17 protein-coding genes and 1 pseudogene are annotated in these 20,079 nt (G+C 39.3%); 10 read left to right on the plus strand and 8 right to left on the minus strand.

The annotated features are described in order from the left end of the window. Positions 1-24: 24 nt before the first annotated feature. Entirely contained in the window at positions 25-1,047 is a 1,023-nt protein-coding gene (locus GGQ60_RS16285; RefSeq protein WP_183766352.1) for a LacI family DNA-binding transcriptional regulator, read from the plus strand. Positions 1,048-1,057: 10 nt separating this feature from the next. On the opposite strand, the gene GGQ60_RS16290 is transcribed toward GGQ60_RS16285, so the two are convergent. Beyond that, positions 1,058-2,599 carry a glycoside hydrolase family 10-like protein gene (locus tag GGQ60_RS16290; RefSeq protein WP_183766354.1) on the minus strand — a complete coding sequence of 514 codons (1,542 nt, stop codon included), beginning with the start codon at positions 2,597-2,599 and terminating at the stop codon, positions 1,058-1,060. A gap of 205 nt (positions 2,600-2,804) precedes the next feature. Here GGQ60_RS16290 and GGQ60_RS16295 point away from each other — a divergent pair, with 205 nt between their 5' ends. Next, positions 2,805-3,707, plus strand: coding sequence for a DUF8428 domain-containing protein (locus GGQ60_RS16295; protein ID WP_183766356.1), 903 nt, complete (start codon positions 2,805-2,807; stop codon positions 3,705-3,707). 33 nt (positions 3,708-3,740) lie between these two features. Here GGQ60_RS16295 and GGQ60_RS16300 read toward each other — a convergent pair whose 3' ends face one another. From GGQ60_RS16300 to GGQ60_RS16315, 4 genes are all read right to left on the minus strand, one after another. Next, entirely contained in the window at positions 3,741-7,412 is a 3,672-nt protein-coding gene (locus GGQ60_RS16300; RefSeq protein WP_229685136.1) for a sensor histidine kinase, read from the minus strand. Positions 7,413-7,645: 233 nt separating this feature from the next. Next, complete coding sequence (gene fabD / locus GGQ60_RS16305) at positions 7,646-8,527, minus strand: ACP S-malonyltransferase (RefSeq protein ID WP_183766359.1); 882 nt, start codon at positions 8,525-8,527, stop codon at positions 7,646-7,648. Positions 8,528-8,682: 155 nt separating this feature from the next. Then, on the minus strand, positions 8,683-9,315 hold the full coding sequence (folE, locus tag GGQ60_RS16310; protein WP_183766361.1) for a GTP cyclohydrolase I FolE: 633 nt from the start codon (positions 9,313-9,315) through the stop codon (positions 8,683-8,685). A gap of 12 nt (positions 9,316-9,327) precedes the next feature. After that, positions 9,328-9,738, minus strand: a complete 411-nt coding sequence (locus GGQ60_RS16315; protein ID WP_090501570.1) for a 6-pyruvoyl trahydropterin synthase family protein — start codon at positions 9,736-9,738, stop codon at positions 9,328-9,330. Between the two features lie 179 nt (positions 9,739-9,917). Between GGQ60_RS16315 and mqnB the strand changes: the two genes are divergently transcribed. Then, entirely contained in the window at positions 9,918-10,541 is a 624-nt protein-coding gene (mqnB, locus tag GGQ60_RS16320; protein ID WP_183766363.1) for a futalosine hydrolase, read from the plus strand. 117 nt (positions 10,542-10,658) lie between these two features. Beyond that, complete coding sequence (locus tag GGQ60_RS16325) at positions 10,659-11,507, plus strand: menaquinone biosynthesis family protein (RefSeq protein ID WP_183766365.1); 849 nt, start codon at positions 10,659-10,661, stop codon at positions 11,505-11,507. 96 nt (positions 11,508-11,603) lie between these two features. Here the strand turns inward: GGQ60_RS16325 and GGQ60_RS16330 are convergent, their stop codons facing one another. From GGQ60_RS16330 to GGQ60_RS16340, 3 genes are all read right to left on the minus strand, one after another. Beyond that, positions 11,604-12,299 (minus strand): response regulator transcription factor, encoded by a 696-nt coding sequence (locus GGQ60_RS16330; RefSeq protein ID WP_183766367.1) that lies wholly within the window; start codon positions 12,297-12,299, stop codon positions 11,604-11,606. A 177-nt stretch (positions 12,300-12,476) separates the two neighbouring features. Next, positions 12,477-14,297, minus strand: coding sequence for a sensor histidine kinase (locus tag GGQ60_RS16335; RefSeq protein WP_183766369.1), 1,821 nt, complete (start codon positions 14,295-14,297; stop codon positions 12,477-12,479). A 256-nt stretch (positions 14,298-14,553) separates the two neighbouring features. Beyond that, positions 14,554-14,919: a DUF3127 domain-containing protein gene (locus GGQ60_RS16340; RefSeq protein WP_183766371.1), complete on the minus strand. Its 366-nt coding sequence runs from the start codon at positions 14,917-14,919 to the stop codon at positions 14,554-14,556. A gap of 71 nt (positions 14,920-14,990) precedes the next feature. Between GGQ60_RS16340 and GGQ60_RS16345 the strand changes: the two genes are divergently transcribed. From GGQ60_RS16345 to GGQ60_RS16370, 6 genes and pseudogenes are all read left to right on the plus strand, one after another. Continuing rightward, entirely contained in the window at positions 14,991-16,169 is a 1,179-nt protein-coding gene (locus GGQ60_RS16345; RefSeq protein ID WP_183767215.1) for a THUMP domain-containing class I SAM-dependent RNA methyltransferase, read from the plus strand. Positions 16,170-16,236: 67 nt separating this feature from the next. After that, complete coding sequence (locus GGQ60_RS16350; protein WP_183766373.1) at positions 16,237-16,731, plus strand: hypothetical protein; 495 nt, start codon at positions 16,237-16,239, stop codon at positions 16,729-16,731. Between the two features lie 298 nt (positions 16,732-17,029). Beyond that, on the plus strand, positions 17,030-17,308 hold the full coding sequence (locus GGQ60_RS16355) for a helix-turn-helix domain-containing protein (RefSeq protein WP_183766375.1): 279 nt from the start codon (positions 17,030-17,032) through the stop codon (positions 17,306-17,308). Between the two features lie 70 nt (positions 17,309-17,378). Further along, positions 17,379-18,023, plus strand: a complete 645-nt coding sequence (locus GGQ60_RS16360) for an HD domain-containing protein (RefSeq protein WP_183766377.1) — start codon at positions 17,379-17,381, stop codon at positions 18,021-18,023. An 85-nt stretch (positions 18,024-18,108) separates the two neighbouring features. Continuing rightward, on the plus strand, positions 18,109-18,639 hold the full coding sequence (locus tag GGQ60_RS16365; protein WP_183766379.1) for a hypothetical protein: 531 nt from the start codon (positions 18,109-18,111) through the stop codon (positions 18,637-18,639). 94 nt (positions 18,640-18,733) lie between these two features. Beyond that, a pseudogene (locus GGQ60_RS16370) lies at positions 18,734-19,989 on the plus strand (putative DNA modification/repair radical SAM protein). Positions 19,990-20,079 lie beyond the last annotated feature (90 nt).

Genomic DNA, 20,079 nt, shown 5'->3' on the forward strand with positions numbered 1-20,079 from the left:
CTATAATTGTCTCCACCTCTGAAATTGAAAAAAAAAACCACCATATATGATATAGCCAAAGCGCTCGATATTACAGTATCAACTGTTTCCAGGGCCCTTAGCGGGTTTCCGGCGATAAGTGATACCACCAGAAAGGCCGTGGTTGAAATGGCTAAAAAATTAAATTATAGTCCAAATAAACTTGCATCGGCATTAAAATCCGGTAAAACCCATATCATTGGTGTAATTGTGCCAAGCGTACAGGCACATTTCTTTGCATCTATTATCCATCGTATAGAAGACGGGCTGAAAAACAGCGGTTACCGTGTTATTATCTATCAATCCAATGAATCTATCGAGAACGAAATAAATGGCGTAAAAACCTTATTAGAAGCACAGGTTGATGGCATTATGGCCTCTATGTCTTTAGAAACCAAAGACATCTCCCACTTTTTCGAAATTATTAAACAAAATAAACCCCTTATATTATTCGACCGTGTAAATACAGAATTAAAAGTCCCTACCATTACACTGGATGATTTCAAGGCAGGTTACATCGCTACGAAACATTTAATCGACAGGGGTTATAAAAAAATTGCTTTTGTAACCACCGTTCATCAGATTAAAATATTTAACGACCGCTTAGAAGGATATAAAGCAGCTTTGGCAGACCATAATCTTCCACTGGTAGAGGAGCATATTGTGTTTGGGGGTTTATCCATTAAAGACGGCCGATTTGGTGCCGGCAAATTAATGCGCAGTAAAAACAAACCCGATGCGATTATTGCGGGTGATGATTTTACTGCCTTAGGTGTAATTAAAAAGCTTAAAGAGATTAATGAAACGCCTCCGGAAATTGGTGTAATTGGTTTTGCCAATGAAGCTTTTTCAGCTTACATTACCCCAAACCTGTCAACAATCGACCAGCATGCATCGCAAATGGGTAGAGAATGTGCTAAAATGTTTCTTAAAATGATCAATCAGGATAACCCTTATTCCAATATGGAGCACATTGTACTTGATCCGGCCGTTGTTGAAAGGGAATCGACCAATAAAAAGAACCAATAGTGCCCATTAACTATTTCGCCAAAGGGATTTCTACACCAACAGGCCCGCTAGGCTCACTTTCATTTTTTAACCGGTCTAGAGCGGTAACCAGATAGCTATACCTTTTACCATTTTCTACATTGGTGTCTATAAAGGTTAGGTAATCTTCAAAACTGATTTTAATAATATTTTTTGGATCGAGGACCGAAATTTTCTCACCCTCATTAAACCGGTAAATTACAAAACCGGAAGCCGTTTCTCCATCTTTAGCCTTTAACGGAAGCTGCCATTTTAAGTGTACACCGTCTTTTAGTGCATCAGCGGTTAGTGCCTGGGGTTCGTTTGGTGGCACTTCATCAAGCCAGGGCATTTGCGGTGGCAAGGCAGGATATTTATAAAAATCGTTCTTCAAGGAATCGCCAACGGCTTTAGCAACGGTACTTAATGATTTAGAACTAAAAAACACGCTGCCCTGAATCCGGTTGTTACCTCTTAGGTATCTAATCTGATTCGGTATTTCATTTAGATTTTTCCATGCTGCTTCTGCCCTCGAATTTACCAGATAAGCACCCTGTCCGATATAAACATGCCGCCCAAAGGTATTATTACTCCACCAATCAACCAAAATACCATAGGGAGCTACCCTCCGGGTAAACGTAAAATAAATTTGAGGATTAATGTAATCTACCCAACCTTCTTTAACCCATTTACGGCTATCGGCAAAAAGCTCTGCATAATTGGATAGGCCACTGGTGGCAGAACCTTCCGGATCTTCATTTTTATTTTTCCAAATACCAAACGGACTGATGCCGAATTTAACCCATTTTTTATAATGGTGAATACTGTCGTCCAGTTGCTTAATCAGCAAATCAACGTTATTACGCCTCCAGTCTTTTATATCCGAAAAATTATTGGGGTATTTATAAAAGGTATTCCCATCGTTAATGGTTTGTCCCTCCACTTTATAAGGGTAGAAATAATCGTCGAAGTGAATACCATCAATATCATATCCTTTTACTACATCCAAAATTACCTGCACAATATATTCCCTTACTTCGGGAATACCCGGATCAAACTGCTTTTTGCCACCATAGGTAAAAAACCAGTCGGGATGTTTACGATAAGCATGATTTTCGCTCAATACAGCGGAACTGCTCATGCTGGCCCTGTAAGGATTAAACCAGGCATGGAGCTCCATTCCCCTGAAATGAGCTTCTTTAATGGCAAAGGCCAAAGGGTCGTACCCGGCTGCAGGTGCTAAACCTTGCTTACCCATTAACCACTGGCTCCAGGGCTCTCTGGATTTTGCGTAAAAAGCGTCGGCCGCTGGCCTAACCTGCAAAATAATAGCATTCATTCCTTGACTCTTATGTCTTTCTAAAATGCCAATCAGCTCCTGCTTTTGTTGATCAACGCTCAAACCGGGCTTCGATGGCCAGTCTATATTGGTAACTGTAGCCACCCAAACTCCTCTAAATTCCCTTTTTGGTGCAATTTTTGATAAAGGTTGTGCATTTAATATATAAGGTACTACAGTTAAAGATAACAGTGCGTATAGAAAGTTTTTAAGCATTATTTCTGTCTTATTTTTTATTCAGATTGTGTGTTGTGTTGATTTGAAGACAAATGAACATTAGCAAGTAAACGATTTTTTTTAAAAACTCTTATAAGTTTTTAAAAAATTCTAATTTGCGCCCCGCTAAAATTAAATTGTATACCCCATTTACCTATGGAGCACAAAAGTATATTAATTTACAGAAGATACAGCGTTATTGAAAATGGAACCACAAAAGATTAATAAGGGTGATAGAAACAAAATTTATTTCCTGGTCATCGTTATTGCAGCTTTAATTGGCACAAATGCTTACTTATTTTTTAAAGATCGACAGCAAAATGAAAGATTTGTTACCGTAAGTACAGAAAAAGATAAATTACGGCTGGAGGTAGAAAAGATTGAGGTTGAACTGGATAAGGTTAATGCACTAAACCTGGATTTAAACGACAAACTTGCTGAAGAACAAAAAATTGCACGGGTAAAAATTGAAGAACTTAAAGCGGCCCTGGAAAAAAACCAGATCACTCAAAACGAACTCGACAAAGCTAACGCCAAGATTAACGAACTGAAAGTATTTGTAAAAAACTACAATGATCAGATCATTAAGTTGCAGAAGGATAATATTCTTTTGAAGAACAGCCGAGACAGCTTACAGAATACCCTCAAAAACGTTAGCAATAGGGCATCGAATTTAGAGAACGAAAACTCTAATTTAAATGCAAAAGTTAAAACCGCAGCGGCATTAAAGCTTCAATCTGCTGAAATTATTGCCTTCAGAACCAAATCGAGTGGCAAGAAGGTAGAAGTAACCCGATCGTCAACTGCCGAAAAATTAAGTGTACGGTTTACCATCATCCCTAACCAACTGGCAGAAAAAACCCATCATAATATCTACTTAAGGGTATTTGATCCTGCCGGCAACCTATTGGCCGATGAGGGCAACCGCTTTGAAGCCGACGGGCAGGACATGCAATACAGCCACTCCATCTTTATCAATTACAATAACGATGACAGCACCTATGTTATCGATTGGGCAAATCCAAAACCTTTTATTAAAGGCATCTATACCGTAATTTTATACGCCGATGGCAGTACCATGGGCAAGGCTCAGGTAGAGCTGAGATAAAATTAACGGATCTGAACACTAATCTTATTTATTTTAAGCCAATGGAAAACTTAAATAAAAAGTTGTTCCTAAACCGGTTATCGAGGTAAATTTAATCGTTCCGCCTGCATTTTCTACCGCCTGTTTTACAAAAGCAAGACCTAAGCCGGTTCCCGATGTTTTAGTGGTAAAGTTGGGTACAAAAATCTTATCATGCAGCGATGGAGGAATACCCTTTCCATTATCCTTAATTTCGATAAATGCATTCTGTTGATCTACATACACCACAATGGTGATGCAGCACATGGATTCTTCATCAATGGCTTCTATTGCATTTTTAAGCAGGTTGTTAAAAGTTCTTAGCAATTGATCGTGATCAGCCATAATTTCGACATCACCGGTACTTTTATCAATGATATCGATGGTTACATTTTCTGTGCTTTTAAACACCTCCCTTGCCCGTTCGATAACCGGAAGCAAAGCAAGCCGTTCCAAATTGGTATCGGGCATTTTAGCAAAATTTGAAAACTCGGAAGCAATTTTCGACAAGCTATCAATCTGTTCGATAAATGATTTGCTGAATTTATTAAACTTCAGTTCAAAATTTGGATCTTTCTCTTTCCACGATTTTTCCAACAACTGAACACCTAATTTTAAAGGCGTTAGCGGATTTTTGATTTCGTGGGCAACCTGTTTTGCCATTTCACGCCAGGCACTCTCCCGTTCCGATCTGGCCAGTTTAAGGGCGCTGGCCTCTAAAGCCGAAATCATATTGTTGTACTCTTTAATCAACGAGCCGATTTCATCATGCCTGCGCCACACAATAGGCTCGTTCTTTTGCCCTATTTTAGTTTTACTGATGCTCTCCTGGATAAAGGTTAACGGACTGGTGATCTGATTGGCCAAAAAAACAGCCAACACACCGATTCCTACAAAAACAAGCGCATAAATATTGATCAGGTTACTCACAAAAAGAGCAATCTTATCGGTATATTCTTCTTCGTTCGAGTAGTTGGGAAGGCCGATATACGCAATGGTTTTATTCTGCGCATTCCTGATGGGTGCATACGCGGCAGCGTAGGTTAAATTGCCTATCTTTTCTTTGGGGTTAATGTATTCAGACCGGTGAAGGCTACTTAAAGATAAATAAGCCAAAGGCCCCATTTTTCTACCTATAATTTTGTAATTATAGAGCTTGGGGTAAGTGGTCATGATCAGGTTACCGCTCAAATCATATAAATTCAGATCGGCATTATTAATATCGGCAAAGTTATTAAAATCAGCTACGGCATTTTCATCATTAGAAATGGCCCCATTGCTGAACACCTGCTTTTCAAAATTCTGCTGAACCTTTCTGATTTTATCCTTCAGTATCGCATCCTGCTGACCGCGGTATTCAAGATCCATGTAATAATAGGTTACCCAGCCCACAATGATCAGGGTAGCCACTACAGAGAGTACGATAGAAACTTGGATCCTGGTTTTATACAGGATTTTATTGGCATTGATCATTAACGAACGGTTGATGCTAAACCAGCCTACCTTATCATCATCGAGGTTTTTAATCAACCAGATTAAACCATACAGCACTAAAGAAAAAATAATGAACACCAAAAAAAAGAAAGACAGTGCGGCTAAGCGCTCTATGTAATCGACCTTTTCCTTACTGATAATTACCATTTTACTATCAGAAGGCTTATAAATCATGTGACTGTAGTGTAATTTGTCGTCATTATCAATTACAAAATCGTCTTTTTTACCTTTATATATGCTGCCATCAAGCGGATAGGTGTAATTTCCGGATTGGTTAAGCAGCTTATTATTACTGTAAAAAGCAATCGAATAACCTTTAAAATCTTCATCTTTTGTCAGTTTCTGATCGCCTAAAAGATCAGGCAGCCGGTTATTATAATTGTAGGGTTTGGAGCGCAGTTCGATTACGAGCGTACCGAGCAGATTACCCCGGTCAACCATCGAAATAATCCCAAAATAATCCTGGTAACCAAAAGTATTGTTCACCTGATAGAAAAAGTTAGATCCGTCTATTTTAACAGAACCGACTTCTACCAGTTTTTTATATTTATCGATAGGCGGACTATCGGCATTGCCCATTGGTGTTCCAAATCTATCATATGGATAAATCTGGTAATCGTAGCGACTCAAATAACCATCCAGATAATCTTTCAGTTGGTTTTTAAGCACTGCATAATTCGCTGGTTTATCTTGTTTAAAATACCTGGATAGAAAATCATCTTTAACAATTTCATTGCCCAGGGTACCTAAGGCAATAATGGCATTTAAATCTTCTGACGATTGTATTTTACGGGCCAGTGGCTCGCGCAGGCTACGTTCTTTAATGTCTTTATACCTGGTATATTTAATGGAGGTATTAAAAGCCAGACAGAAAAAAACTATAGCGAACAAACCGATAGAGAAGTGCTTTTCTTCGAGGTACACCGCCCTTGCAACAATAAATAATACCAGGGCAAAAACAATAAAGAATGCATTGAAATCGACAAAAAGTTTATAAACAAAAACCCCCGCAAAGCCGATCAGAAAAATAATCAGCCTTTCTTTATTGCTTACATTGAGCTGGCGGCTTACCGTGGCCGAAATTACGGTGATCAGATAAATCTGAAACCAGGCCAGACACAAAATCACAATACCTACCCAACTGGTACCACTCAATTTCAGAATGTTTACAATGTCGAAATTAATTTTCGAGTTAAAAATCAGCCCGAAAAAAATATCGTCAGTATCCCACACAATCTTACCAATAAGTACCATTAGAGAGGCCTGAATAATAAGACCTATCACTTTATTGCGCTTAATCCATCCCGGGAACCGGTATTGCTCTTTGTGATTGTACATAAAAAGCAGTAACCAGGTGAGAACAATAACATTTAAGAAGAAATCGCCCAATGAGGGCATCAGAAAACTATCTGCGTATATCTTTGGATCAAAAAGATCTAAAATAAACCGGTGGTTAAACCAGCCATAATATAAATCGGATAGGCGGAAAGCAAGAAAGAAAAAGAGCAGCAGGAAAGTACCCCAGGCAATATGCCCACGGCGGGCAATGAGCGAGCTCAGGGAATTAAAAAACATACAGATACACAACATCCCGGCAATAAACAGCCATAACTGGGTAGCCGAAAAATAGGTTTCTGCATAGCCTGGCTTTACCTTAAGGCCAAACAAAAATTTATTATCAAGGCTTTTTATTACATATACATCCTTATCTGTGAAAGAAGCAAAAGTTAATAATTTTGTGGTGGATAAAATCGGGTCGATATCATTTTTAAAGTATTGAGTTTCTTTAAAAGGATATTGCGATTGGATGGGTATCAGGAAAATAAGGCTAAAGTTACCCTGCGTGCTTTTAATTACCTCGTACCATCCGTTGGCAAAAAACAGTACCGAGCTCCCTTCTCTAATGGTACTGGGGTCTATATCCGAAATCTTAATGGTACTCCAGTACTTCAGCTCATTATTTTCGAACGTTAAGAGATTTACGCCATCCGTATCCCTGTAGCTCTTGATAAATTCGATTCCGCTTTTAGGATTAATGTGAAACTGCCTGGCTTTAGCAACTTGTTTTTTATCGGCCAAAAAGGCCTGTACCAATCTTTCTTTAGCCAAAAGATTCTGCTGAATCTTTTCTGCATCGTGTCCGAGCAACTCTCTTTTGGTCGTAAACCGACTCAACGAAATAGACGTTACCATAAGGCAACAGCCCAAAACGAGCAATAGAAACCTAATTTTTACACCAAAGCTCATTTTCATCCGTAGAGTTGTATTTTCATCAAGTAGCAAACCATTATCACTTATGCACTACCTCATGTATTTTAAAGTGATAAAAAATCCATTTACCGATAAAGATATTAAATATTGATAAAAAGCAACGCCACAAACATTAAGCTTATGGCGTTGGCATTGTTCTATTTTATTGTATTAAATTAAGCTATAGCAGCGCTACTGGTTTGTACCTCACGGCTTACTTTTTTAACCAAACCCTGTAATACGTTGCCCGGCCCTACTTCAACAAATTCAGTTGCACCATCAGCAAGCATATTGCCTACTGTCTGTGTCCAACGTACAGCACCCGTTAATTGTTTGATCAGATTCGATTTAATTTCGGCCGGATCTGTATAAGGTTTTGCATCAACGTTTTGATAAACCGGGCAGATTGGAGCAGAAATCGCTGTAGCTTCAATAGCGGCCTGAAGTTCGATTTTTGCCGGCTCCATTAAAGGCGAGTGGAATGCACCACCTACATTTAATTTTAATGCTCTTTTTGCACCGGCTTCGGTTAACTTGGCACAAGCCAGATCAACACCTTCAATGCTTCCTGAAATAACCAATTGCCCCGGGCAGTTGTAGTTAGCCGGCACCACTACTGCATCAACCTCTGCACAGATTTTTTCTACCACATCATCAGCCAAACCTAAAATGGCCGCCATTGTTGAAGGCTGTGCTTCACAAGCTTTCTGCATGGCATTTCCACGGGCAATTACCAGCCTTAATCCATCTTCAAAACTTAGTGCATTTGCCGCCACTAAAGCCGAAAATTCGCCCAGGGAATGGCCTGCAACCATATCCGGTTTAAAATTATCGCCCAAAACTTTGGCCAAGATAACCGAATGCAAAAAAATTGCAGGCTGGGTTACGTTGGTTTGTTTAAGTTCTTCATCTGTTCCGCCGAACATAATGTCGCTGATGCGGAAACCGATTATCTCATTGGCTTGTTCAAATAATGCTGCAGCTTTGGGATGCTCATAAAGATCTTTACCCATGCCTACAAACTGTGCTCCCTGTCCGGGAAAAATATATGCTTTCATTATCATTAGTTTGGTGTATCGCGTTTGGCGGCTGGCGTTGAATGCCAAAGCGCCTAACCCGATATGCGTTTTACGTTTGGCATTTCGTGTTAAGGCATTATCTGATCTTAACTTATCCCGATGCCCTGATACTTAACCGTTATGCCGTTACTAAATTAATCTAAACTCGCTGTAATTAGCCTTAAAAATTCTGCCCTTGTTTTATCGTTACTTAAAAAAGTTCCGGTAAAGGCTGATGTGGTGGTAACCGAATTTTGCTTTTGCACACCGCGCATAGCCATGCACAAATGCCTGCATTCCATTACCACAGCAACGCCCATCGGGCTAAGGGTATTTTGAATACAATCTCTAATTTCGTTTGTTAAACGTTCCTGCACCTGTAAACGACGGGCAAAAGCATCAACCACACGCGGAATTTTACTTAACCCTACAATGTGTCCGTTCGGGATATAAGCGATGTGTGCTTTACCAAAAAACGGCAGCATGTGGTGTTCGCACATCGAATATACTTCAATATCTTTAACCACAACCATTTGGCTGTAATCCTCTTCAAACATGGCCCCTTTCAGAATTTCATCAGGTTTTAAATCGTATCCGTGTGTTAAATACTGCAACGCTTTAGCCACGCGCTCAGGCGTTTTTAATAAACCTTCCCGATCCGGATTTTCGCCCAACTGGCCAAGGATATCTTTATAATGTTTAGCTACGGCTTCAATTTTATCTTCGTTGTAACGGTCTATCTTTACATAACCGTCTCTCGATTCGCCTTTCAATACGTCTTTACTCATTAATTCAGGTTTTTAACCAAAGTATTCAACAAAATTATTTTCGGTTTCGTAGATCTTTACACAATGCAAAATGGCGCCGCTCTCTGCAATCGGAGCCCAAAGCTGTTTCCAGATTTCTATAGCCAGGTTTTCGGTCGAAGCCAGTTTGCCCTTCATAAAATCTACATCAAGATTTAGATTTTTATGATCAACCTTATCTACCACGTAATCGTTCATTACGTCTTTCAGCCATTTTAAATCAACAAGAAAACCCGTTTCCGGATTTACTTCGCCTTTAACGGTAACATATAACCAATAGTTATGGCCATGCCAATTGGGGTTGGCACATTTACCATAAACTTCATTATTTTTATCATCATCCCAATCGGTACGGGCCAGTTTGTGCGCCGCATTAAATGATGCTTTTCTCGTGATGTAAATCATTACTATAAAATAAAATGCAAATATACGGATAAAATGGATGATGGAAGAGGGATGATGTATATGCGCCCCTAATCATATTCCTTTTTATACCAGCTTGCTTCATTCCTGCAGGTGCGCTGATCTGCTTTCCCTCAGTCATATTCCACCTTACATTCCTCTTATTTCCTTAACTTTACTTTATGAAAATTTTAGTTGTCGCCGCTACAAAAGCAGAACTCAGCTTTTTTTACCAGCATTTTAATCTACCGGAGGAGGATTTTGTAGAAAATAAAAAATTCGACCTGCTGATTACGGGAGTTGGAATGGTGGCAACAGCCTTTGCCCTAGGCAGATATCTTTCACCTCAATACGACCTGGTGCTAAATTTAGGCATCGCAGGCGCTTTCGACAGGAGTATTCCGTTAGGTACGGTGTTAAACATCACCGAGGATACCTTTGCTGAGCTTGGTGCAGAAAACGGCGATGAATTTCTAAGCATAACCGACCTGGGCTTTGGAGAAAATCGATATACCACTAAAACTCAGATAAAAGTAGCGCTAGCACCGGCTAAAGGCATTACGATGAACCGCGTAACCGGAAGCGAAAAAAGTATTCAAACCCTGATAGAAAGGTTAAACCCAACAACTGAAAGTATGGAGGGAGCTGCTGTTTTTTACGCAAGCAAACAGCTGAATATCGATTGCCTGCAAATTAGAAGCATATCTAATTATGTAGAACGCAGAAATAAAGACAATTGGAAAATTGGCTTGGCGATTAAAAACCTAAATGATTGGGCCATTGCTTTTGTTGGAGAAATGAACTGATTATGACTGATTAGTTTGCTGCAGTACTTAATTTTGATTTATGAACCGACACAATTAAAATAATTATTTTAATTGTCAAAGGCTCCATCTAACAACTGAAAACAAAAAAATAAATAGATGAAACTTACACTTGGATTTTCTCCCTGCCCTAACGATACCTTTATTTTCGATGCGCTGATCCATCATAAAATAGATACTGAAGGATTAGAATTTGAGGTATATTATGATGATGTAGAAACACTAAACCAAAAGGCACTCAGGGGCCAGTTAGATATTACCAAGTTAAGTTTTCATGCCTTTGCCTATGTAGCGAACCAATATGCTTTACTGGACGCAGGGAGTGCCCTGGGCTTTGGTGTTGGCCCTTTATTAATTAGCAAAAATCATTTTGAAGGCTCAGATGACCCTCAACTCCAAACGCCCAACTCTAAACTTAAAATTGGAATACCAGGAAAGTACACCACTGCAAATTTTTTACTGGGAATTGCTTACCCCCATTTACAAAACAAACAGGAATTGGTTTTCTCTGAAATCGAATCAGCCCTGCTTAATGACCAGATTGATCTGGGACTGATCATCCACGAAAATAGGTTTACCTACGAGGATAAAGGTTTAACAAAAATTGTTGACCTTGGCGATTATTGGGAAAAACTGACAGGCTGCGCCATTCCGTTAGGTGGTATTGTAATCAACAGGAAGCTGAGCCGTGAGCTGCAGTTAAAAGTAAACCGTTTGGTGCGTCAATCAGTAGAATTTGCTTTTGCACATCCAAAATCGGGTATCGATTTTATCCGCCAGCATGCACAGGCCATGGAAGAAAGTGTGATGTACAAGCACATCGAACTATATGTAAATAAATATAGCATTAACCTGGGCCAGGAAGGCCGTAAAGCAATTGATACCTTGTTTAAACTGGCACAGGAAAGAAACATTATTCCTGCAGTTCAGGAGAATCTGTATATTTAATGTGGATTGAAAAGTTATAAGGTTTAATGTTTGAAAGTTGATTTTGGCGTCCAAAACATTTTAACCTTTACAACATTCCAACCTTTAACACGATATCTAACTTACCAGTAACTTATAGCCTTTTCCGTGCACGTTAATAATCTCTACTGTAGGATCGGCTTTAAGGTACTTGCGCAACTTACTCAAAAACACATCCATACTCCTTCCGTTAAAGTAATTGTCATCATGCCAGATACTTAACAAAGCCTCTTCGCGGGTTAAAACGGTATTCTTTTTTAAACACAGTAAACGCAACAGTTCGGCCTCTTTGGTAGAAAGTTTTTGCTGGTGATGGTTATCGGTAATAATCTGGGTAGTATAATCGAAATGATATTGACCAATAGAAAACTGTGTTTCTGCAGCCTCATCATTTTTATCTGTTTTATTGGCCACACGCTTAAACATCGCATTGATCCGCAGTAAAAGCTCTTCAATACGGAAAGGCTTGGTAATGTAATCATCGCCACCCAAATCGTAGGCCGCAGCCTTATCTTCGAGCATGGTTTTAGCTGTTGCAAAAATAATTGGCACATGTGCATTGACCTTTCTAATGTCTTTACCCAAAGTAAATCCATCCTTTTTGGGCATCATTACATCCAAAATACATAAATCGAAATTTTGCTTTCCAAAAGCCCGCAGTCCTTCTTCACCATCAGTACATAGCACTACATCAAATTTACCCTTTAACTGTAAATAGTCCTGCAATAATAAACCTAAGTTTGGATCATCTTCTACCAAAAGTATTTTCTTCATTTTCTTAATTTTATTCACCTGTATAGCGTTGCCTGCGCTGAAAGTTTGATTCGAAATCCGCGTAACAGTTTAATCCCTACATCACTTTAAATTAATATGCTACCCTATTAAGCAAATTAAGCATTGTCTGGCTTTTAGTATACCGGTAAGCTTGCTCTGTGCCGGCGGTTAACCGCATTATAAAGGTAAACATATTTCGAACGTGGTTCCTCTATCTTTTTCGCTACTTACCTTCACTGTTCCGTTCAGTTTTTTAATCACATCCTGAACATAATTTAACCCTAAGCCAAAGCCTTTAACATCGTGCAGATTACCTGTTGGTACCCTGTAGAACTGATCGAAAATCCGCTTAGATTGCTCTTTGGTCATACCAATGCCCTTATCTGCTATTTCGATAATTAAATTCTTGCCCGCGTTACGCGTGGTAATGGTAATTTCCGGCGTATTGCTGCTGTATTTATTTGCATTATCGATAAGGTTATAAATTACGTTGGAAAGGTGCAGCTCATCACCATATACAACAGCATGTTCTGCATCGGTATGCACGTTGATAATGGCATTCCTTTTCTGTAGTTGCAATTCCATGCTATCCAGCACAATTACGATCAGGTCGTTTATATCTACTTCGGTATTTTCCATTTTAAGCTCGCCTTTTTCTAAGCGGGCTATGCTCAAAACACGTTCGATATGGCTCCCCAGGCGAACATTTTCATCATAGATAATCCCTGCCAACCGCTTTAACCGGGCTTTATCTTCTGTTACCTCCGGATCTTTTAAAGCTTCGCTGGCAATCATAATAGTGGCCACAGGTGTTTTAAACTCATGTGTCATATTATTGATAAAGTCTGTTTTCATTTCCGATAGCTTTTTCTGTTTCAAAATAGCATAGAGCGTGTAAGAGAAAATAAAAACAAGCACCAGCAGCAGGCCTATTGACGAGGCTAGTGTAACACTCAGATTAGCTATAATAGCTGAGTTTTTATTCGGAAAACTAACGAAAAGCATTCCGGGATCGCGAAAGATATCGTTTCCAAACAGCGGGGTTTTATAGGTGTTTTCAGGTAAAAACTCTCCCTTAACGTTAGAAGCAGCCATAAAAATGGTCGAATCTTTTCTGGCCAGCGAAATCCGGTAAGAGGGTTCCAGTGTAATATTATTGGCAAGGAGTTCCTGTTTCAACAAAGTCCCCAAAGAACTAAAATTAATGCGTTTATAGATCGGCACATTGGTTTCCTGCAGTTCTTTAGATACGTCTTCCACCATGCTTAAGCGATTGTAAGAAAAGGTATCTTTTCCTAAGGCAGCGATTTTAAGCTCCAGCTTTTTCCGGGCAATTTCATCATCACGCTTAAATTTCTTATCCAAATCGGTCGGGATCTTTGGTACATTAGCAAAACCCGGACTACCATCCCGCGGATCGAAAACCAAATACCTCAGGGTATCTGGTAAATTTTGCAGGCTTTTAAACTCAAATGTTTTGGGCGGGGGAGAAAACGGCTTGGTTCGCATGCTGTAGCCTTTTAATATCAGGCTTTTGATATCAATAAAGGCATCCATCTGTAAATCGAGCTTATCGCCGTTTTTCGATGTCAGGGAGGTATACTCTCTTTCCGAAATCACATTCGGTGCCCGGTACGATACCCTGATAATACTATCCTGCTGGTTCAGGTAAGCCTCAATCTGGTTTTCTCTTTCAGCCTGCCGCAATTCGGCTTCCTGTACGTATTGCTGCCTCAGCTCTTTAATATCGAGCGCACGCTGCCTGGAATCCTGAATTTGTTTAAGTTTGTTTTCGGCGTCTTTCCGGGTTAAATGGTCAGCAACATTTCTGCGTTGAATTTTATTCACCACGGTAGAAAGCGTCTGGTTTACCTGTTCATCAAAAAGCTGGGATTTTAGCTTATACGATTCCCTGATGTAATACAGCTGCATTACAAATACGCCCAGCAAAGCCACCGTCATTAAAACAGTAATCAACCAAAAACTTTTTTTCTTCATGAATTAGATTGGTTTTAAAACTAAAAAAACCAGGGTGTAATCTTCTTAAATCTAAACAGATATCAAAAATACCGATTAGCTTGGTGAAGTGTCTGTTTTTAACATATTTTAACAGGGCCAGTAACAGCTTCCGAAGTTTTGCCGGGTCTCTGGCTGGATAAACTTCGGAAACCTGCTCTGCAAGAGGCAAAAAAAATGCCGGGGCAAAAGCTCCGGCATTGGTTCAAAAATTGTTTGCTTAAAAAAGATTCTTTATTTAGAAAGGCAAATCATCATCTTCGCCTGGTGCACTGCTTACATCAACCGGGGCTGCATAAGCCGGGGCACTTGCTGCAGGCGCACCTGCAACGGCATTGATACGCCAGATGACCAAACTGTTAAAATATGATGTTTTACCTTGCTTATCTGTCCAAGGGCGACCACGTAAATTAAAGAAAACCTCAACCTCATCGCCAGCTTTAAACGTATCTAATAACGCAGTTTTATCTTGTAAAGCCTCAAAACGGATATATTCTGGGTAAGTTGGATTTTCTGCATATTCTACTATTAAATCACGTTTTTTAAACGTTTCACTTACTTGCTGCGTGGCACCTACTTCGTGTACTTTTCCTTTAATTTCCATATCTAATACTACTTAATGTACTATAAACATCAAATCTCTATAATTTTATTGATAACTTCGCATATATTATGATGCAAGTTTTCCACAATAAAAGCAAGGTAATTATTACCTGCAACAAGCGCCTTTCGCCTTACTTACAAGAAGAGGTTAAGGCTTTAGGTTATATTATCGAACGGTCTTTTGCTACAGGTGTTGAGCTCAATATCACCCTTAAGGAGTGTATTAAACTAAATTTGAACTTGCGCTGTGCCAGCCAGATCCTGTATGCCATAAAAAGTTTCAAAGCGGTTACACCAGATCATTTATACCAAGAGATAAAAGCCATTGAGTGGGAAGAACTGATTGATTTTTCGGGTTATTTCTCCGTAACCTCAAATGTTGATAACCCCAATATTACCACACCACTTTTTGCAAACTTAAAAGTAAAGGATGCCATTGTTGACCGCATAAAAGAGAAAAAAGGCATCCGCCCTAACTCTGGTTCGGATGCAAACAAAGCGGTGGTGCATTTATACTGGAAAGATGCAGATGCCGATGTTTTTATAGATACATCTGGCGAAACCCTTGCTAAACATGGCTACCGTAAAATCCCCGGAAAAGCTCCCATGTTAGAGGCTTTGGCTGCCGGTGTTATTTTAGCAAGTAACTGGGATAAGAAATCGCCGTTTATTAACCCTATGTGCGGCTCAGGAACCTTAGCCATCGAAGCAGCGCTGATTGCCACCAACCGTGCTCCCGGGTTATACCGCATGAATTATGGCTTTATGCACATCTTAGGCTATAATGAGGAAGATTTTTTCGCTGAGCGCAGAACGTTAAAAGACCAGGTAATTAAAAATATTGATCTAAAAATTGTCGCTTCCGATCTTTCTGAAGATGCCGTTGAGGTAACCCGTAAAAATGCTAAAACTGCTGGTGTTGATACTTTAATTGAATTTGAAGTTTGCGATTTTGAACAAACGCCAGTTCCAGAAGATGGCACGGGTGTTGTAGTATTTAACCCCGAATATGGCGAACGTTTAGGTGTGCACAGCAAGCTGGAATTGACTTATAAACGCATGGGCGATTTTATGAAAACAAAATGTAAAGGTTATACCGGATATATATTCACCGGAAATCCTGATCTTGCGAAGAAAATTGGATTAAAGGCTGCAAAAAAAATTGAATTTTATAATGGTAAATTAGACTGTCGCTTACTGGAGTATGAATTATATGATGGCTCACGCCGGGCCCCATTGATTGATGCCTAGTCTTTTTCATTGAAAATTAATATATTACACTCTCTTACGTACCATAACGTAAAAAATTTTGAAAAATATGGAATTTGATGACATGGATCATATGCCCGAATGGGAGCATTTTAGCCGATTTGGCCGAGATGATGAGGATGAAGAAAACCTATCCAGTGTTGATGCCGAAAAAGTCAGGCTGAAAGCAACCAGGGCCAAAAGCCTTTATAATCAGGCAAGAGCCGTGTACAAATATGCTGCCCTTTTCTGCGAAACACTGGAAGGAGAATTGGCAGAAATGACCGCTAATTTAATTATGCAGAATGCCCTCATGTTATGCCCTAAAATTGTTGGGGCAGAAGGTGCAGATATGTATATTTTAAGAATGGAAAATGCATCGATTATCCGAACCAACTGTCGTGAATTAGAAACCCAGGTCAGAGCAGCAGATATGTTCGAAATCTGCACCCCTGAGTATAAAGACATCGTTCTGGAAGAAATTGAAAAATTCCGCCTGCTTTTTATTGAGTGGGTCAAATATTTCGAAAAAGACGATTTCGAGGACGACTGGGGGTTGTATTAGTCCTTTATAGTTAACTCCCTGCATTTCTTACCTCCTGCTTCTGTCGTTAATTTGACTGCATAATCTCATGTTTCTAAATTATATATCGCTCCACTCTTCTATTCAAACAACGATCGCCGCCAGAATCCCGCGACCAACTAAACAGAACGCTTAAACATTTGGGTTATTACTTTGTTGTATTAAACAGTTCTTTCTGCTGTTTACGTAATTCCTATTCGTGCTAAAATATACCATTCCGAAATCTGTTAAAACATGATTTTCGTAAATACCGCTAGAACATTAAAATTTATCCCTTTTTATGGAAGATTTGGCATTAAAGACAAAGAATGTTGCCGGGAATATTAGAAAGATCAGAGAATACAGAGATTATACTCAAGATTACCTGGCAGCGAAACTAAAAATATCACAAAATGCTTACAGCAAAATTGAGCTTGGTTATAGTAAGCTCACTGTAGACCGTTTATTTCAGATCGCAGCTATTTTAGAGGTTGAAGTATCGCATTTATTAACGTTAAATCACAGTGATTTGATCAAAATCATTGCTGACGACGAAAAAAGGACAGCAGCGGCGATTTAAATCGCCGCTGTTGATATCATTTTTTTATCCCTGCAGGTAATTCCAATACCTTTGGAAAAAATTCAATCTTATGCAGGCTACCATAGAGAAAACCATTGATTTTGTAAAAGAAACCCTTGCGCATGCAGAGGCAGGTCATGATTGGTTTCATATCGAGCGTGTTTTTAAAACGGCTCAAACCATCAATCAGCAAGAAAATGGCAATGAACTTGTAGTAGCTTTAGCTGCACTGTTGCACGATATTGCCGACCCTAAATTTAACAATGGTGACGAAGAACTTGGCCCTCATATCGCGACCTCGTTCTTAAAATCTATCGCTGTTGATGAAAAAATTATTGAACATGTTAAGCTGATCATCCAGCACATGTCCTTCAAAAATAGTTTCGATGGAACAGGTTTTACATCAAAAGAAATGCAGATTGTACAGGATGCCGATCGCCTGGATGCAATCGGGGCTATTGGCATTGCAAGAGCATTTACCTATGGCGGATTCAAAAACAGGGTGCTTTACGACCCGGCTATCTTACCGGAAGAACACCGCTCCAAAGAGAGTTATAAAAATACCACCGCGCCAACTATTAACCATTTTTACGAAAAACTACTGCTGTTGAAAGACATGATGAATACCGAAGCCGGGAAAACGTTAGCAGCAGAAAGACACCAGTTTATGCTGCTATACCTCGAGCACTTTTATAAAGAGTGGGAAGGCAAATAACCTACAAAAGGACTATTTTAAAATACCCATTAGTAAGTATTTCAGAACGGTTTATAAGGATTTAACTTTAAAAAAAATTATCCTTATGTATCCTTATAAACTAAAATACCATAAAAACAGTGTTTTGTTAATCGCGATGGTTGGCATTCCTGTATTATTCATTTCCTTAATGTTGTATTGTCTTTTTAGTTTACCATCATCGCTTTCCGAAACCTCCACATTGCTGTTTGTTTCGTTATCGATTATTTTAATGGCCCTCTTCTTATTATGGATCACCAAAACGCAGATCTTTGTGCATAGCAAAATCTCCATTAGCGAAAAAGGCATAAGCTTTAAACTAAGAAAAACTTCTTTCTTATACAGAAGAACCGATTTTTTTTCTGAATGGGAAAACGTAACCAGCGTAATCGAAATGTTCGATAACCATAATGGCGGTTACTTTTATCAGATTACATTTAAAAACCCAGCGTTTGTAGCGAACTTTAGTGCGCTTAAAAACCATGAAACAGCAGCAGAACACTTCTTTTCTGAATTAAAATACTATCAGGAAAGCTATAATATTGCACATCAACTGCCATTGAGCAGAAAGCTGAATCCCTCCAATAGTTTTAGCTAAACACGATTATTCCGAAATCGAATAGATTAAACAAATCTATTTGCTAATATTTTTAGTTATTAAACTATATTTGTTAGCAAAAAAAATACTTCCTATGTTTGATCGCATTCGTGAAAAATTAACTATTCTTGCTGACGCCGCTAAATATGATGTTTCTTGTTCATCAAGCGGCGGCACAAGAAAGAACGATAATAAAGGTCTTGGAAACAGCCACGTTTCGGGCATTTGCCATACCTATACCGAGGATGGCAGGTGCGTATCATTATTAAAAATTCTACTCACCAATCACTGCATTTACGATTGCTTATTCTGTGTTTCAAGAAAAAGCAACGACATTAAACGCGCTGCTTTTACCGTTGATGAAGTGGTAGACCTCACCATGAATTTTTATCGCCGTAATTACATTGAAGGCCTGTTTTTAAGTTCGGGGATTTTTAAAAATGCCGATTTTACCATGAACGCCTGCTCCTGGTGGTAAAAAAATTACGGTTAGAGCAAAATTATAACGGTTATATCCACCTTAAAACCATTCCCGGTGCCAGTGATGAACTGATTAAAGAAGCCGGATTATACGCCGACAGGATGAGCATTAATTTAGAGATGCCAACCGAAGCCGGTTTAAAACTCCTGGCTCCCGAAAAAAACCATGCCGATGTAATTAAACCGCTCGAATTTGTACAAAAACAAATTACCCAGTTTTCGGCACATAAAAAACTGATCAAACACATCCCCAAGTTTGTACCGGCAGGGCAGAGTACCCAAATGGTTATTGGCGCAACACCCGAGAGCGATAAAGATATTATGTATACGGCCAATGCTTTTTACCAGAACTTTTCATTAAAAAGGGTTTATTATTCGGGTTATGTGCCCATTAGTAACGATAGCCGAATGCCTGTTTTAGGCACCCAGCCTCCTTTGCTAAGAGAAAACCGGCTATACCAGACGGATTGGCTGATGCGATTTTATGGCTTTAAAGTACAGGAAATTTTAAACGATGCCAATCCCAATCTTGATGTAGATATTGATCCAAAACTGAGCTGGGCCATCCGCAACATGCAGCATTTTCCGGTTGATATTAACCAGGCAGATTATAAAATGATTTTGCGAATTCCGGGTATCGGGGTAATGTCGGCCCAAAAGATTGTGCAAGCCCGCAAGTTTGGTAAACTGCGCATCGACCAGCTGAAGAAAATAGGCATAGCCTATAATAAAGCCAAACACTTTATAGTTTGTGCCGATAGCCCTTACCAGTTAAGAGATTACCAGGGTACTCAGATTAAAGCTTTTATCCTGGCCGAAAGCAAAAGCAAATATTTAAAAACAGCTAATAACCAGATGCTTTTGTTTTAATCTGCTGTCATTCTGAACGCAGTGAAGAGTCTGCAATGTCAGGGCGGTTTCCGTTTCTGTTATCACAGGCTTCAACGCTTATAAATCCCT

It is taken from the genome of Pedobacter zeae, from assembly GCF_014196715.1.
Lineage (GTDB): Bacteria > Bacteroidota > Bacteroidia > Sphingobacteriales > Sphingobacteriaceae > Pedobacter > Pedobacter zeae.

What these genes read in the sequence shown, in the direction of transcription:
- GGQ60_RS16290 (WP_183766354.1), bottom strand. Translation starts at nt 2,599, where the DNA reads ATGCTTAAAAACTTTCTATACGCACTGTTATCTTTAACTGTAGTACCT.
- GGQ60_RS16295 (WP_183766356.1), top strand. Translation starts at nt 2,805, where the DNA reads ATGGAACCACAAAAGATTAATAAGGGTGATAGAAACAAAATTTATTTC.
- GGQ60_RS16300 (WP_229685136.1), bottom strand. Translation starts at nt 7,412, where the DNA reads ATGGTAACGTCTATTTCGTTGAGTCGGTTTACGACCAAAAGAGAGTTG.
- fabD (WP_183766359.1), bottom strand. Translation starts at nt 8,527, where the DNA reads ATGAAAGCATATATTTTTCCCGGACAGGGAGCACAGTTTGTAGGCATG.
- folE (WP_183766361.1), bottom strand. Translation starts at nt 9,315, where the DNA reads ATGAGTAAAGACGTATTGAAAGGCGAATCGAGAGACGGTTATGTAAAG.
- GGQ60_RS16315 (WP_090501570.1), bottom strand. Translation starts at nt 9,738, where the DNA reads ATGATTTACATCACGAGAAAAGCATCATTTAATGCGGCGCACAAACTG.
- mqnB (WP_183766363.1), top strand. Translation starts at nt 9,918, where the DNA reads ATGAAAATTTTAGTTGTCGCCGCTACAAAAGCAGAACTCAGCTTTTTT.
- GGQ60_RS16325 (WP_183766365.1), top strand. Translation starts at nt 10,659, where the DNA reads ATGAAACTTACACTTGGATTTTCTCCCTGCCCTAACGATACCTTTATT.
- GGQ60_RS16330 (WP_183766367.1), bottom strand. Translation starts at nt 12,299, where the DNA reads ATGAAGAAAATACTTTTGGTAGAAGATGATCCAAACTTAGGTTTATTA.
- GGQ60_RS16335 (WP_183766369.1), bottom strand. Translation starts at nt 14,297, where the DNA reads ATGAAGAAAAAAAGTTTTTGGTTGATTACTGTTTTAATGACGGTGGCT.
- GGQ60_RS16340 (WP_183766371.1), bottom strand. Translation starts at nt 14,919, where the DNA reads ATGGAAATTAAAGGAAAAGTACACGAAGTAGGTGCCACGCAGCAAGTA.
- GGQ60_RS16345 (WP_183767215.1), top strand. Translation starts at nt 14,991, where the DNA reads ATGCAAGTTTTCCACAATAAAAGCAAGGTAATTATTACCTGCAACAAG.
- GGQ60_RS16350 (WP_183766373.1), top strand. Translation starts at nt 16,237, where the DNA reads ATGGAATTTGATGACATGGATCATATGCCCGAATGGGAGCATTTTAGC.
- GGQ60_RS16355 (WP_183766375.1), top strand. Translation starts at nt 17,030, where the DNA reads ATGGAAGATTTGGCATTAAAGACAAAGAATGTTGCCGGGAATATTAGA.
- GGQ60_RS16360 (WP_183766377.1), top strand. Translation starts at nt 17,379, where the DNA reads ATGCAGGCTACCATAGAGAAAACCATTGATTTTGTAAAAGAAACCCTT.
- GGQ60_RS16365 (WP_183766379.1), top strand. Translation starts at nt 18,109, where the DNA reads ATGTATCCTTATAAACTAAAATACCATAAAAACAGTGTTTTGTTAATC.